We start from the raw sequence: 16,303 nt of genomic DNA, 5'->3' as shown, positions 1-16,303 counted from the left end.
CTAGTCAATTCCACTATACCAAAGATTGAGGTGCTTTTTCTGTTTAAATGTACTTGTCAAGCACCCAAAGTGATCGTTCTTAAAGCTTTGATAGACCTAAAACAAGGTCGATTTTCAAGGTGCGAAAGTTGAGTAATAACATAAAAAACGAGTATCCGATTATATTGACTGCAAAAGATGTTAGTGAGATTTTAAAGATTTCAAAGCCCACCGCATATGAGTTAATGGCTCAAAATGATTTTCCTTTAATTAAAATTGGTAGGTGTAAAAGAGTATTAAAAGATGACTTTTTGGAATGGTTAGCAAATGAGGCACAAAATAAATCACGGTAAGAAAATAATATAAGTCTTTTAAATGTCATTTTTTGAATGTACATATTTGCTATTTAAGCATGTTAACCTTTGCTCGTTATCAGGCTGTCTATACAAGTTAGTGAATTATTACAATTTGAAAAGAAGCCTCTACGGATACGACTAGACAGCGATATCAAGAAATGGCTGGCCAGTCAAAGCTCACTGATCCGAACACAAAAAGTGTGTAGCAGCTTGTGAAGGTAGTTAAAGGAATGGGAATTTATAACAAGTTTTAGTTTAATTATATTTTCAGTTATTATATATTTGATAGGAAAGGTTAATAATGGTAGGAGGTATATGCGTGGAATACAAAGACATTTTAATAACAACAATTGAATCAACTTATCCAAAATATTTGCAAGAAAAAGTCAAAAAGAAACTTGAAGGAAATAATGTTATTTCATCCGAGGGAGATCTATTTTCTGCTAATGGCGAATCTGTTGAAATAGACCAAGAAGACTCACTCATTGGTCAACTATTAACTGTTTTAAATTTAAAAACTAATGATACAATTAAACATATAGAAGATCTTGAATATTTTAATGCGTATAAATATGCTACACTATTTACTCTTAACAATTACAACCATGAATTTTTGCAAAGGTTAATTGAAAGAGGAACAATTGTACCATATTCCCCTGAAAATACTGATGTTTGTACAGATTTTTCTGATGATAATATTACTGCTAAACCAACATTTAGAAAAATAAATGATACAATCGATTGTTTAAAGTTCTCAAACAAAGTTACAGGGTATCTTCCAATTAGAGAAAATAATGAAAAAACCGTGAAGTATACTATTCTTGTTTTGATTCATAAAGAATTAAATACGTTAGAAATCCGTTTAGATAAAATTAAAGGATATTTTAAAAACGGAGACGAATTTTTTTATATAAGACAAATATCATATGTAGTAGCCTGGTTAAAAAGACATCTGAATCTTGAATTGGCACCTGTTAATTTACCTCCAGTGATTGAATTTATTAGACCACATCTCTTTGGTGATGGTGAGGTAAAGGTAACTGCGCAAGCAATGGATTTAGCTACTGGATCAAAGGCTATTCTTGATACAGGTATAAATGATGAATTTGTGTTACCTTTGCTTGGGGAATTAAAAAATTTAATTGACGACAACACGGTATTGTTCGATTCCAATAATGAAACAAAAGAAATCAAGTCATTATTGAATAATTTTATTATGGAGACAGAACAAACTGCTTCTCTACCTTGGATATCTTTAACCTGGACTAATGAGGTAAAGTCAAAAGCTATAAAGGTGAAATTTTCTTTTAACCCTGAGTATACACTACTCTATTACTATGGTAGTAATGCTGAAATGGAGAGAATGAACAATGTTACAAGATACCTTATTGACAATAGAACAGAGTATCTTAAACAAGAAGCTCAGTCAGAACAAGGCTCAGAAGTTTAGTAAGTTATTTTCTCTTTATAATAAGGAGAAGAGAAAATATATTTACCCCGGGGCTTTTATTAGAAGTGTTGGCATTGAAATGAAGGAAGCATATGAAATACTAGATGAAATTGAAGGGCTCAGAATAATAGCAAAAAGTTATGAAATCTACTGTCCTAAGTGCAAATATTCAACAGGAGAGATTTATGAAAGTCTTAATGACTTACCCGATGAATACTCCTGTGGAAATTGCGAGAATGACATTATACCAATAGAAAGTATTATTGTGATATATAAGGTGCTTACAGAATGATTAGTGTTAAAGGGATAGATATTAAAGAATATCTCTTAGCAGAGATGGATGATCAAATCGAGAAGAGTTCAAGCCTTTTAAGATTTAGTGAAAAAGAACTTGTTAAATACAATGAATTACTAAAGCATTTTAAAGATGTAAATGGATCAGGAGCCACAAACGAGGAAAAAGGAAAAGCTCTTGAAGATCTTGTAAACTATATAATTGATAAATCAGTTATTTTTGAAGGATATAAAAATGTTAGGACTTCCTCTAATGAAATAGACATACTAATTAGACTAAGTAAAAAAGGAAATTTCTTAAAAGCACAAGGTTTGATAATAATCCAGGACAATTTCCTTGCAGAGTGTAAGAACTATAATTCTTCAGTTTCCTCAACTTGGGTTGGGAAATTTTCATCCCTTATGAACTATACCCAAAATCAATTAGGAATTCTCTTTAGTTATCATGGTCTATCAGGAAGCGGATGGAATGACGCTACAGGATTAACAAAAAAGCTTCTTTTATCAGATAAAAAAACATATATAATTGATTTCAATTTCAATGACTTTGAGCAGTTAGCTAATGGTAAGTCATTTAACGAACTGATCATTGATAAAATGTTTGCTTTAAAAAACGATATTTCATTTAGTCATCTAATAACGAGTCATCCTAATCAAAATCTAATAAAGCCCTAATAATAGGGCTTTTTTAATGCGAATATAATGACACATATTCAGTATCTTTAGCTTTGAAACATAAATGGGCATAACAATGTTATATTAAACATTTGTTTAATGCAATCCTACAAAAAGATGTGAAAAGTAGGTAGAGATGTTATAATTTATAATTTGAAAAATACGCTAATATCACGGATTCGTGAAATAAGTTAAAGATATAACAGATTAAAGCGTAATGGGCGGCATGATGTAACTGGGTATTACTATTAATGCATGGGGAAATCTAAAAGCGTTTTCGACTTCGATCACCGAAATAATATTCTAGATATTAGATTTCTCAAGGGTTTCAGCATCAAGGCTGAAACCTTTTGTGTCTCAAATAGTTTTTGTAGATACTAGCATATAACCAACTATCATTATTGCGGTTCCATCTGCTTTTGTCTAAAAGATATATAATTTATGCACAAATCGTTCTAGACAATCTTTTAGACCATAACAGGACTAAACGACAGAGAATCTATCCGATTCTCACTATGTCTAAAACATTTAACTTCTGCACAGTTAATCTGATTAAAGCCTGTTAAAGTTTTCATCTCTTGTGGTCAAAACAGAATTAAGAGTTTCCTGCCATAAAAAGATAGGAGTGTATTTCTATAACAACGGTTATTTATTGACATCAATCGAAAATTTTTCTAAACAAATTATTTAAAATCTCCTAATCATTTTTTGTTAGTCCTCTATCCAATCCCTATGGGTAAATCCAAAAAATGCCATTTTACAAAAAAGGACCTCAAATCATAAACTTCATTAAGATTAATATCAAAATTATTAAAATAGCAAAATTCTAAAGTAGCGTGTGTTATTCGAGTTCATTTGTACAGTATATATACGAACAAATAAAAAGGGAGAGATATGTATTGGAAATTCATTATGTAACTAGTTCTACTTATAGTGTTCTTGAGCATCGTAAAGGAAAATATCGTTTGGTGAAGATTGTTGGGGAATACGAATCCCGAAAGGAAGCTTTCTCAGATTTGGTAGATTTGCTCGAAAATATGAAGAATGAAAATCAAGTTGAGAAAGAAAAATGGAAAAATAGAAAAGGATAGGAGGGGGATTCGTTTTTTTCTATTCTATTGCTATAATAATGGCACCTTTTAAGGCTTAATAATTTAATTTGGGGATGATTTACTTGAAAAAGTATCTTACAAAGACAGAAAGAGCAACTATATTAAGAGAGTTGACAAAAGAACAAAAGAAAACTCTCTTTATAGTAGTTGGAAGACGTTATCGATCCTATTTCTCTAATTTATTAGCAAAATATAAAGGAACAAGGGATTGGGCATTTTACAAATATGTTGATCATGGATCAGTTCAGAAAAATATTAAATGTGAGTGTGGAAAATGCCTTCGCCATCAATTTGTTCTAGTTAATAGGAAAACAAAAGAAAAAAGAAATATTGGGAGCACTCACTTTATTGAAGAACTACAAATACCAGAAAACATTGCAAAAGATGTATTGAGAGGTATTCATGATATCAATTTTGATTTGGATGAGTTGTTACAGAAATATGATAAAGGATGGGCACTTCCGAAGTACCTTAAGGAAAATATAAATAAAATAATTCTACCTAAGGATATTGAAGAAATGTTAAGGATGGGACTTCCTTTGTTATCGAGACAGATTAATTTACTTTATTCAAAAATTTATAAAATAAAAACACGGGGAGAAAAATCGGAAAATAAATATAATATCAACATAGGTGAATTCAATTATGAATTAAAACATAAGGAAATTTATAAGGTACTTGTAGGTGAAATTGATTTCTTTAGTTACATTGATTTTTACAAGGAGGAAATATACACTTTTCTTAGACAAAAAAGGAAATATGTACCTATTTTTGATTTGATTAATCATCTAGTAGGAAAAGGGTTACCTAATGAATTATTGTATGGGCAACATGCCTTAACAAAACATTTTATTATGTATTTGTCCAAGAGAGAAGACCTGAGCTTATGGGCTAAGCCTGATGGGTACATTTATATTAAAGTTCTTGATAAATAGCGCAACCACATTTAAAGGAAGAGAGCGAGTAGCAATTTAAAAAACAAATTATACCCGTAGACAGATAGAGATGTTTAGAATGCATCTAAATGATTGCTGACTAAAATTTATTAGAAAAACAAGAGAGTTATGTCCACAACGTGCTGCTACTTCTATTTTCAAATAATAGCTGAAGTCCCTTCCTTATATTTGGTAGGGACTATTTGACATTTATAAATATAACTTTTCAAGTAACAAGAATGGAGATTTTCTCTGATATCGTCTAAGGGATTACCGAGGACGAAAATATGTATTTTAAAACAATCTTGGTTCTATTTTTGAATATTGAGTTAAATATCATGAGATGGTTTGGTGTTAACAAAACTATTATGGTTTTAAAAAACCATATTTACATCAATATCTTTATGGTTTACAATAACCATAAAGATATTGAATAAAATCAAGTGGAGGGAAAAATTTTGGATAAAAAGAAATATATTGAATTGCAAAACACTGATTTCACTAATTTTGAATGGACGCTTACAAATTCGTTGAGAGCTTTTTGTATACCAGATGAGTACTTAGTAAAGGGAATTTCTATTGCGTTTTTAACTCTGCTTTGGAGGCAAACGGAGGAAAAAGAAACGACAACTTTATCATCTGTAATTTCTGAGAAGATTAAAGATGAAACAACTGCTCACTATTTGAAAAATGTAGCTTTTGAGTTTGGGAATTTGATTTTTGATTTGACAGATAAATATGAAGAAGATGTTCTTGTTTCATATATATTATTTGCGGAACCAAATCGTTATTCAGCAGTAAGTGAGTACGTAACACCACAGGGTATCATCAATCTGGCCATCAATATTCTCGACATTAAGCCAGGCGATAGGGTGTTGGATATGGGTTCTGGCTTAAATAACTTTTTGACTGCAGCAAGTGCAAATGAAAATTCTGCAAAGTACTTCGGTATAGAAATTCATACTCAGTCCGTAGTTGTTGCAAATATTAGAGATTTTGTTGCTGAAAATAATATTACAGTAGTTCAAGGGGATATGCTGGCAAAGTCATGTAATGAAATTGGAGCTAACAAAATCTTTTCTAACTATCCAATTGGAATGAAGCTAGCACAATTAAAACAGAAAATCGATGTTAACCCTACTTTAAGAAAATATTTTGGAAATATGAAGAGAAATATATCCTCAGATTGGATTTATAATTTCGCAGTCCTAGATAATCTTACTGATTCTGGTAGGGCGGTTGTCCTTATGACGAACTCGGGTACTTGGAATAGTTCAGATGAAATGATTCGCAAGTATTTTATTGAATCTGGATATATCCAGGGTGTTATTTTGCTACCAGAACGTCTTTTCACAGGAACTGGGATTCCAATGACGATGTTAGTACTGGGAAAAAATAAAAGTCAGACTGTAAAAATGGTAGATGCATCATCAATTTTTACAAAAGGCAGACGCCAGAATACCCTTGAAGAAAATGATATTCTTCACATTATGGAATTTTATAATGCAGATTCAGAATTTAGCAGAGTTGTTTCCACGGAAGAAATTGCAAGAGAAGAGTACTTTCTTAATCCACAGAGATTTATACTTTCCAGGGATGAGGCCTTTGATGGAATTACTTTTGAAGATATTTGCATCCGAATTTCTAGGGGGGCACAAATTAAGTCCTCTGAATTGGATGAACTAGCAACTTCTGAATCAACCGGATTGCATTATTTAATGCTTCAGAATATTAGTGAGGGCTTAATCGGTGAAAAATTACCGAGTTTGAAGACCATTGCTCCTCGCTATGAAAAATATTGTATTAATAACAACGATTTGATTCTGTCAAAGATAGGTTCTCCTTTTAAGGTCGGCTTGGCTCACGTTGAACCAGGTGAAAAAATTCTAGCAAACGGGAATCTTTATTTTATTGAGTTGGATGAAGATAAGATTAATCCAGTGTTTGTAAAAGCATTCCTAGAGAGCGAACCTGGTCAGGCTCAACTTTCCAAACTTGCAAAAGGTTCAGCTATGATGAGCATCAGTATACGTGACTTGAATCAATTAAGGATTCCAAATATTTCACGTGAGGAGCAAGAAAGAATTGCGTCGGAGTACAATGAACTCTGCGATGACATTGTAATTCTTCAAAAACAACTCGAAAAAATTAAAGATAAGAAGGCCAATTTATTAAACCGAGTGGAGGACTGTGATGAAGATGAAAATAACGAATGATCAGCTCCTCGATATTATTGCTGAAGCATCTTATCGTTTGCATTCTGAATTGCGGGCAGCGGGTAGGAAAAACAAATTACAGGAATATTTAATATCAATTGGAATGGGAGACCTGTTCCCAGAAGAAAAAGATGCATATAAGTTTGAATCCTATCCTGACGGTAAGATTTTGATTATTGGTAGGAACGAGGTGAAACCTCAGGTTATAATTGGCACGTTGAAAGATTTAGGAATACCAAAAGAACAGATTGAACTCTGCTTAGGGTATGATGAAGCTAAGACATATCCTTACAATAAGTTACAGTATAATCCTAAATACAGAGCCGTATTATTTGGTCCCTTACCGCACTCAGTTGTGGGCAAAGGAGAAAGTTCAAGTATCATCACTCATCTCGAAACAAACGAGGGATTTCCTCGTGTTATAAGGCTCACTGCTAATAATGAACTGAAAATGACTAAATCTAGTCTCAAATCGGCAGTAAGTGAATTATTACATACTGGATACCTTGAACCGTGTTAATTGCTCTGTCTACTAGTGTGAAAATCATTTCCAGTTTTTAATAGTTTAAAAACATATATAATACTATATGGGAATATTAAGAGGAATGTAAAATTGATAGTAGAAATATCATTTGGTAAATGAGTTGTCTTTTTTCTAGTATCTTTATGAATAGATTAATTAAAATTGTGAGGTGCAGTAGTGTTAGGTGCAATAATAGGTGATATTGTTGGTTCTCGTTTTGAATGGAATAATATTAAAACAAAAGAGTTTGATTTTTTAACATACAAATGCTTTGTCACTGACGATAGCATTATGTCATTAGCGATTGCTAAAGCTATTCTTGACTGTAATGGTGATTATCATAAGTTAAACGAATTTTCTGTGTCTTGCATGCAAGAAATTGGACGTCCATATCCCGATTCCGGGTATGGTGGAATGTTTAACGAATGGATGTATTCTGATAATCCTCAACCGTATAAAAGCTTTGGTAATGGAGCTGCCATGCGTGTGAGCGCATGTGGTTTTGCTGCCTCGACGTTAGAAGAAGCAAAACAACTATCTAAGAAGGTAACCGAAGTCACTCACAATCACCCAGAAGGAATGAAAGGGGCAGAGGCTACTGCTGTTGCGATCTTTCTTGCAAAAACCGGGAAAAACATACTCGAAATCAGGGACTATATTAATGATCATTACTACTCAATGAATTTTACTCTAGACAGTATTCGTGATTCATATGTGTTTAATGAAACTTGTCAAAACACTGTACCTCAAGCGATTATGGCATTTCTTGAGTCTACTAGTTTTGAGGATGCTATTCGAAATGCTATATCTATCGGTGGTGATAGCGATACACTAGCTGCAATAACTGGTGGTATAGCGGAGGCCTACTATGGTATACCTACGGATATTCGGAAACATGCGCTCACTTTCCTTGACGAGCGTTTAATGAAAATTCTAATAGACTTTGAAAATGTATATGCTCCAAAGTTAGAGACAATAAATGGAGACAAATCAGTCGCCATTACGAAATCAGAAAATGGTAAGAAAGTAAAAACTGGAAGTCGAGAAAAAATGATCGCTTCAGCTGTTGGTGTAGCTGATGATGATCTTAACATGAGTTTTGCCAAGAATGAGAAGACAACTAGCCAAGCGCTGTTCTCGCACTTATTTGAGTGTTGTAATATTCTTCGTGGTCCTATAAATCAAGATGAATATAAAAGCTATGTAACTCCAATCTTATTCTTTAAACGTTTATCAGATGTTTATGATGAAGAAACCGTGAAAGCTCTTGAAGAATCAGGTGGAGATGAAGAGTATGCCTCTTTCCCTGAAAACCATAGTTTTATTATTCCTGATGGGTGCCATTGGAACGATATTCGTGAGAAATCTGAAAATGTTGGAAAAGCCATCGTAGATGCAATGGTTGGAATTGAACGTGCTAATCCAGACACGTTATTTGGAGTATTTTCAAGTTTTGATGATGCTAACTGGACCGATAAAAACAAGTTATCAGATGAGCGGCTTAAAGATCTTGTTGAGCACATGTCCAAAATCAAAGTTGGTAATGAGAATTATTCATCTGATGTGATGGGAGATAGCTATGAATACTTAATTAAGAAGTTTGCTGACCTTTCCAAGAAAAATGCAGGTGAATTCTATACACCTCGTTCCGTTGTCAAATTAATGGTCAAAATTCTTGATCCAAAACCAGGAGAAACCGTATATGACCCAGCCTGTGGGACGGGTGGAATGTTAATCGAAGCCATTCGCAATATGAATAATGATCGAAGAGTTTATGGTAAAATCTACGGCCAGGAAAAGAATATTGCCACTTCCGCAATTGCAAGAATGAACTTGTTTTTGCACGGAGCTCGTGATTTTAAAATAATACAAGGGGATACTCTACGCTCTCCAGTATTCTTACATCGTGGTGAATTACAAACTTTTGATTGTGTTATCGCCAATCCGCCTTTTTCATTAAAAAAATGGGGGGCAGATCAATTCTCTTCAGATGTATACGGACGTAACCTATGGGGTAGTCCAACAGATTCAAGTGCGGATTTTGCATGGCTTCAACATATGGTTAAATCAATGGATCAAAAGAATGGTCGTTGTGCTGTTGTACTACCACAAGGAGTATTGTTTCATGGAGGAAGAGCAGGCCAAATTAGGAAGAAACTCATTGAATCAGATAAACTTGAGGGTGTTATTACGCTTGTAAGAGGATTGTTTTATAGCACAGGTGTGTTGGCGTGTATTCTTATCCTGAATAACAACAAGCCTGCTGAACATAAAGGTAAGGTTCTCTTTGTCGATGCTTCACAAATCTATACACCGCAGCGCGCACAGAACGTCATGACAGAAAAAAATGTTGAAGATACTTATAATCTTTATGAAAATTATGAAAATGTAATCGAAAAGTCGAAAATAGCGACATTCGAGGAAATTAAAGCAAAAGACTATACGTTATCCGTTAATAGTTACATTGAAAAAACAGCGCAGGAAATAACCTCTCCTAAAGAAGTAAAGAAAAGTTTCTTCCAAGCTCTTGAGGATGCTATTGCTGCAGAAGAAAACTTTAAAAGATTATTGATTGAAGGAGGATATATCAGTGAGTAACCAGATTACAATCGATGAGTTAAAAGCATATTTATGGAACTCTGCGGTCCTTCTTCGCACCCATATTGACGCAGGGTCATATAAACAATATATTTTTCCTCTTTTGTTTTTTAAGCGAATTTGTGATGTTTACGATGAAGAATGTGAAGAGATCTTGAAAGAGTATGACGGTGATGAAGAGGCACTAGAATGGGAAGAAAACCATCGATTCATGGTACCAAAAGGGTATCATTGGGAAGATGTCCGATCTGTTTCTGAAAATGTTGGTGTCGCCATCGTCAATGCTTTTCGTGCAATTGAAAAAGCGAATGTTGAAAAATTACATGGTGTGTTTGGTGACGGTGCTTGGACAAATAAAAACCGATTGCCAGATGAATTACTAAAAGATTTAATTGAGCATTTTTCATCAAAAACACTTTCTATGGAAAACTGCCCTGAAGATGAATTAGGACAAGGCTATGAATATCTAATAAAAAAATTTGCCGATGATAGTGGCCATACCGCTCAAGAATTTTATACCAATCGTACTGTCGTTCATCTTATGACAGAGATGTTGAAGCCGCGATCTGGTGAAAGCATTTATGACCCAACTTGTGGAAGTGCCGGAATGCTTATTTCCTCTATTGCTTATTTGAAGCAAAAGGGTCTTGAATGGAGAAATGTAAAAATTTACGGACAGGAGATAAATGCACTGACATCTGCAATTGGGCGAATGAATTTATTCCTTCATGGTGTAAAAGATTTTAATATTGTAAATGGCGATACATTGAAAAATCCTGCATTTATCGAAAATGGACAGCTTATGCAATTTGATTTGGTTCTTGCTAATCCTCCATACTCGATTAAGCAATGGGACCGAGAAGCTTTTTCTGCCGATAAGTACGGACGTAATTTCCTTGGAACGCCACCACAAAATCGTGCAGACTTTGCGTTTTTTCAACACATATTAAAAAGTTTGGACCCTAAAACGGGCAGATGCGCCATTCTATTTCCGCACGGTGTTTTGTTTCGTGATGAAGAAAAGGATATGCGTGAAAAGCTGGTTAAAAGTGATATAGTCGAATGTGTTATTGGGATTGGAAAGAATCTATTTTTTAATTCACCAATGGAGGCATGTATTGTAATTTGTCGCACAAATAAAGCTCCATTACGAAGAGGGCAAGTGCTATTTATAAATGCCAAAAATGAAGTAACGCGGAAAAATGCAGAAAGCTATCTTGAAAACGATCACATTCAAAAAATTGCTAAAGTGTATACCGATTTTACTGAAATAGAAGGTTTTTCTTCCATTGCATCGATTGACCAGATTTCAAAGTATAGGAGCAAATTGAGCATTCCTTTATATGTTTCGGTTACTGGCGAAAAAGACAGTGAAGAGTCATACACTCTTGACGAGGCTCTAGATAGTTGGTTGAGCAGTAGTGATACGTTTAAGGAATCATATGAAACATTAAAATATATGCTAGTTGAGAATCGTGGTGAGGAAGTATGATTAGATATAGGTTAGGGGAAATTGTTGATGTAATTTCAGAACGTGAAGATAATCCTTCAAATTGCAAATATGATAAATTTGTCGGTCTTGAACATTATATTTCAGGTGAAGTCGAAATAAAAAACTATGGAAATACTGATTTATTAAAGTCAGCAATGAAAGTATTTAAAGCAGGTGATATTCTTGTTGCTCGACGTAATGTATATTTGAGGAGAGCTTCTGTTGTAAATTTTGATGGCATAACTTCGGGTGATTCTATAGTACTGAGAGCAAAAGATGAGTTAATAATGAAACTTCTTCCGTTTGTTTTAAATACAGATAATTTTTGGGAATATGCCGAGAAATTTGCCGATGGAACGATGTCTAAAAGACTTTCGCCAAAGATATTGCTTGAATATGAATTTGTTTTACCTGAAATTAAAGAACAGGAAAAACTTGTAAAGCTCTTATGGACTGCAGAAGATACTAAAGAAGCATATAAAAATCTGCTAAATTTAACTGATGATCTTGTCAAAGCACAATTTTTTGAGATATTTGGTAATCTCGAATTTAACGATTACAACTGGCCCGCATTAAAGCTATCGGATGCATGCGCGGATCCCGATCATATAAAGTGCGGTCCATTTGGCACACAATTAAGTAAGTCGGAATATGTGGAAAGTGGCGTTGCAATTTGGGGGATACCGCAAATCAATTCAGCTTTTGCCCAGCAGCCTACGGATTTCGTGACACCAGAAAAAGCAAAGCAACTTGCAGCATTTTCATTACAACCAGGAGATATCGCTATGTCACGTAAAGGAAATGTAGGAATGTGTGCACTGTTTTCAGATAAATACCCTGACGGAATAATCCACTCAGATGTTCTTCGTATAAGGGCGGATCAAAATAGATTTAACCCTGTATTCCTTATGTATCAGCTACGGATAAGCCCTTTTGTAGAAACTCAGATTAGTATGGTTAGTGCAGGGGCTATAATGGCAGGAATCAATGTGACCAAATTAAAGAATATTATGATTCACATGCCTCCTATAGAACTTCAAAATCAATTTGTAATCTTTGTCCAACATGTCGAAAAATCAAAGTTTGATTTGAATCAAACTATTTCAAGTATTGAAAATACAATTAAATCTCTCATCGAGCAATTTAGGTTAAATTAAATATTAATTTATTATCGTAGCATTTTATGAAAGATTAATCTAAGCAAAAAATAGGTATTCTGGCAAAATCAAACGCTGAATGGACTAGATAGTAGAATATAGTATTGTAGGTGTTAGTATAAACCAAATTCGGAGGTGAAAACTATGTTTACTGAGCATGATTTTGAAAAAATGATAATAGATAAAATACGCAAGAACGGCTGGGGATATATTCCTGCAGAAGAGCTTCCACGTCAACATTCTGATGTAATGGTTGAGCCTATGGTCCGGGAGGCACTTATTCGGCTCAATCCTGAAATAGCTGAAGATCCAACGCGCGCTGATGAAGTGATCTATAAGCTACGAACGGTTATTCTATCTGTGCAACCACATAACTTAGTTACCCAAAATGAGTTATTCAAAAGGTTAGTTTTTGAAGAAAATTCATATCCATTTGGTAAAGATGGAAGAATGGTTCCAATCCGTTTTTTTGGTACGCTTACAAAAGAAAATATGGCTCATAATGAATATGTTGTCACCAATCAATGGGTTTTCCCCAAGGAAGATGGCGGGAAGAGACTGGATATTGTATTGCTTATTAACGGGTTCCCAATTGCTATCGGTGAGTTGAAAACACCAACTAGAGGTGCTATCACTTGGATGGACGGGGCTGGTGATATTTCTGCATATGAGAAAAGCATTCCCCAAATGTTTGTGACTAATGTTTTTAATTTTGCCTCCGAAGGAAAGCATTATCGTTACGGTTCCGTTTGCATGCCCATCAATCTATGGGGGCCATGGCACACTGCCGAAAACAAAGCTGAAGGCACACTTGCTGATGTTGAGCGCAGTGTTCTATCCATGATTAAACCTGAAATCATCATGGATATCTTTCAGTTTTTCACGATATTTGCTACGGACAAGAAATATCGGAAATATAAAATCATTTGTCGCTATCAGCAATTTGAAGGGGCAAATCTTATTGTCGAACGTGTGAAAGCGGGCTATCCGAAAAAGGGTCTTATTTGGCACTTCCAAGGGAGTGGAAAATCACTTCTTATGGTATTTGCGGCACAAAAACTTCGGATGATTCCAGAACTGAAAAATCCTACTGTTGTTATTGTGGATGATCGAATTGACCTTGAAACTCAAATTACTGCTACCTTCAATGCGTCTGATATCCCCAATTTAGCGAGTGCAAGTAGCAAAGAAGATCTGGTTAGCTTTTTCAAAGGGGATATGAGAAAAATCCTCATCACCACTATATTTAAGTTTGGTGAGGTGGATGGTGTTCTTAATCAGAGAGATAACATTATTCTAATGGTAGACGAGGCTCACCGAACACAAGAAGGTGACTTGGGAGAAAAAATGCGTATGGCTTTACCGAATGCATTTTTCTTCGGCTTAACTGGTACTCCTATTAATCGTATAGACAAGAATACCTTCTATACATTCGGAGCAGAAGAAGATAAATCTGGCTATATGAGTCGTTACTCATTTTCTGATTCTATAAGGGATAATGCAACCTTACCATTGCATTTTGAAGCGGTACCAGTTGATTTACACATTAATCAAGCGGCAGTTGATTTAGCTTTTGATGAATTGACAAAAAACCTGACTGAACAGGAAAAAAGTGAACTCGCTCGCCGTGTTAAGATTGAAGCAGTCATGAAATCACCAGACAGGATTAAGAAAGTCTGTGAACATATTGCCAAACATTTTAAAGAAAAAATTGAACCTAGCGGATTTAAAGGACAAGTTGTTTGTTACGATCGTGAATGCTGTTTGTTATATAAGCAAGAGCTTGATAAATTACTAGGTAAAGAAGCAACAACAGTTGTCATGGATACAAATAATGACAAAGAAGACAAATACAAAGCTTTTCGCCGAGATCGTGATGCAGAAGCGAAACTTCTGGATTATTTTCGAGAGAAGGATAGCCCTCTTAAACTGGTGATCGTTACATCAAAATTATTAACAGGTTTTGACGCACCGATTCTTCAAGCGATGTATCTGGACAAACCTATGAAAGATCATACCCTTTTACAGGCAATATGTCGTACAAATCGTGTATATGGTCAGGAAAAAACACACGGACTTATTGTTGACTATATCGGAATATTTGACAATGTTGCAAATGCTCTTGATTTTGATGAAAAAAGTGTTCAGAAGGTTATTACAAACATTGATGACGTTAAAAATGAATTACCGAAACTGATGAAAAAGTGTTTGCAATATTTTTATGGAGTTGATCGAACGGTTGAAGGATGGGAGGGGCTTGTTGCGGCGCAAGAATGCCTACCTACAAACAAAGAAAAAGACCAGTTCGGAGCCGATTATCGGGTACTCAATCGGGCATGGGATGCACTTTCCCCAGATCAGTTTTTAGTTCCATTCAAATACGATTATTTATGGCTCACCAAAGTTTATGAATCGGTAAAACCAACAAATGGTTCAGGTGCACTCATTTGGGCCGCTCTTGGTTCAAAAACAATCGAATTGGTACATGAAAATGTGAGTGTATATAAGGTCCATGATGACTTAGACATTTTGCGTCTTGATGCGGATATTATTGATGAATACCTTGAAGGACGAAAGGATCCAAACAAAGTGGCTAAGAGAATTGAAATTAATCTTGTTGCCAGAATCCAAGAACACGGAAAAGACCCGAAATTCATTAAATTAGGGGAAAGACTTGAAGAATTAAGAGAAAGACATGAACAAGGCTTAATTACTAGTGTTGAGTTCTTAAAAAGACTTCTTGAACTTGCGAAGGATGCGGCAGAAGCGGAAAAAGAAACTGTACCCGAAGAAGAAATTGATAAAGGTAAAGCAGCCCTTACAGAGCTATTTAATAGTGTAAAGAATAGGAATACCCCTATTATCGTTGAAAGAATCGTAAATGACATAGATGATATTGTAAAAATTGTCCGTTTCCCAGATTGGCAAAGTACAACAACCGGTAAGCAAGAAGTTAAGAAAGCTTTGCGTAGCGTGATTTGGGTGAAATACAAGATTAAAGATAAAGAATTGTTTGATAAATCATATAATTATGTAGAGATGTACTATTAGTAATTAGAATAACTTTACAAGATTAAACATCTAATCATTTTACACGTTACAAGTGTGAAACCTTATAATATTAAGGAATACAAGTTAATATCGACTCTGACCACCGCAATAAAAAACTAAAACTTATAGGTCAATGCTTTGGACAACCAAGACATTGACCTTTTTGTATTTTAGAGGGCTAATGTGATTGCTAATAGTATCAACAGTAACAATCAGTTTAAATCCTGTAAGATCAAATTTTTTAAAGAAGTGTATTAATTGCGAAAATTAAAGTGGCGGAGAAGCAAGAATTTAATATAATAAGAGAATTGAACTTAATAACAGAAATAAAAACTTGTAAGGTTTGAGATTTAACTCTTTCTGAAGAAACAATAGTGCTCATATATGGCTTTTATTTGGTATGAAGGCAATTCGCATTGAAAAAATTTCCAATGTGATGTAAATTGAGTTTAGATATTATTAGTA

12 protein-coding genes are annotated in these 16,303 nt (G+C 34.4%); all 12 read left to right on the top strand.

From position 1 onward, the window contains the following. The first annotated feature begins 128 nt into the window (after positions 1–128). The 12 genes from AA0X71_RS21670 to AA0X71_RS21615 all read left to right on the top strand — a co-directional run bounded on the left by AA0X71_RS21670 (position 129) and on the right by AA0X71_RS21615 (position 15,838). Positions 129–332: a helix-turn-helix domain-containing protein gene (locus AA0X71_RS21670; RefSeq protein ID WP_413357335.1), complete on the top strand. Its 204-nt coding sequence runs from the start codon at positions 129–131 to the stop codon at positions 330–332. Positions 333–654: 322 nt separating this feature from the next. Further along, positions 655–1,785 (top strand): hypothetical protein, encoded by a 1,131-nt coding sequence (locus AA0X71_RS21665; RefSeq protein ID WP_413357334.1) that lies wholly within the window; start codon positions 655–657, stop codon positions 1,783–1,785. After that, the gene (locus AA0X71_RS21660) at positions 1,706–2,077 is read left to right on the top strand and encodes a hypothetical protein (protein ID WP_413357333.1); all 372 of its coding nucleotides are present in this window, start codon (positions 1,706–1,708) and stop codon (positions 2,075–2,077) included. The genes AA0X71_RS21665 and AA0X71_RS21660 overlap by 80 nt, the downstream gene beginning before the upstream one ends. Continuing rightward, positions 2,074–2,754 (top strand): acetylglutamate semialdehyde dehydrogenase, encoded by a 681-nt coding sequence (locus tag AA0X71_RS21655; protein ID WP_413357332.1) that lies wholly within the window; start codon positions 2,074–2,076, stop codon positions 2,752–2,754. Before AA0X71_RS21660 ends, AA0X71_RS21655 begins: the two co-directional genes overlap by 4 nt. A gap of 899 nt (positions 2,755–3,653) precedes the next feature. Beyond that, positions 3,654–3,845: a hypothetical protein gene (locus tag AA0X71_RS21650; RefSeq protein WP_413357331.1), complete on the top strand. Its 192-nt coding sequence runs from the start codon at positions 3,654–3,656 to the stop codon at positions 3,843–3,845. An 83-nt stretch (positions 3,846–3,928) separates the two neighbouring features. Next, positions 3,929–4,801: a hypothetical protein gene (locus tag AA0X71_RS21645; protein WP_413357330.1), complete on the top strand. Its 873-nt coding sequence runs from the start codon at positions 3,929–3,931 to the stop codon at positions 4,799–4,801. 458 nt (positions 4,802–5,259) lie between these two features. After that, positions 5,260–7,017: an N-6 DNA methylase gene (locus AA0X71_RS21640; protein ID WP_413357329.1), complete on the top strand. Its 1,758-nt coding sequence runs from the start codon at positions 5,260–5,262 to the stop codon at positions 7,015–7,017. Then, on the top strand, positions 6,995–7,537 hold the full coding sequence (locus AA0X71_RS21635; RefSeq protein ID WP_413357328.1) for a hypothetical protein: 543 nt from the start codon (positions 6,995–6,997) through the stop codon (positions 7,535–7,537). The genes AA0X71_RS21640 and AA0X71_RS21635 overlap by 23 nt, the downstream gene beginning before the upstream one ends. 180 nt (positions 7,538–7,717) lie before the next feature. Further along, positions 7,718–10,138, top strand: a complete 2,421-nt coding sequence (locus tag AA0X71_RS21630; RefSeq protein WP_413357327.1) for an N-6 DNA methylase — start codon at positions 7,718–7,720, stop codon at positions 10,136–10,138. After that, positions 10,131–11,630, top strand: a complete 1,500-nt coding sequence (locus AA0X71_RS21625) for a type I restriction-modification system subunit M (protein WP_413357326.1) — start codon at positions 10,131–10,133, stop codon at positions 11,628–11,630. Before AA0X71_RS21630 ends, AA0X71_RS21625 begins: the two co-directional genes overlap by 8 nt. Continuing rightward, positions 11,627–12,787: a restriction endonuclease subunit S gene (locus tag AA0X71_RS21620; RefSeq protein ID WP_413357325.1), complete on the top strand. Its 1,161-nt coding sequence runs from the start codon at positions 11,627–11,629 to the stop codon at positions 12,785–12,787. Before AA0X71_RS21625 ends, AA0X71_RS21620 begins: the two co-directional genes overlap by 4 nt. 144 nt (positions 12,788–12,931) lie before the next feature. Next, complete coding sequence (locus AA0X71_RS21615; RefSeq protein ID WP_413357324.1) at positions 12,932–15,838, top strand: type I restriction endonuclease subunit R; 2,907 nt, start codon at positions 12,932–12,934, stop codon at positions 15,836–15,838. Positions 15,839–16,303 lie beyond the last annotated feature (465 nt).

The sequence above is a fragment of the Robertmurraya phoenicis genome, from assembly GCF_047302285.1.
GTDB lineage: Bacteria > Bacillota > Bacilli > Bacillales > Cytobacillaceae > Robertmurraya.
Note: the sequence above shows the minus strand (reverse complement) of the source record. Positions and strands in the feature narration are given on the sequence as shown.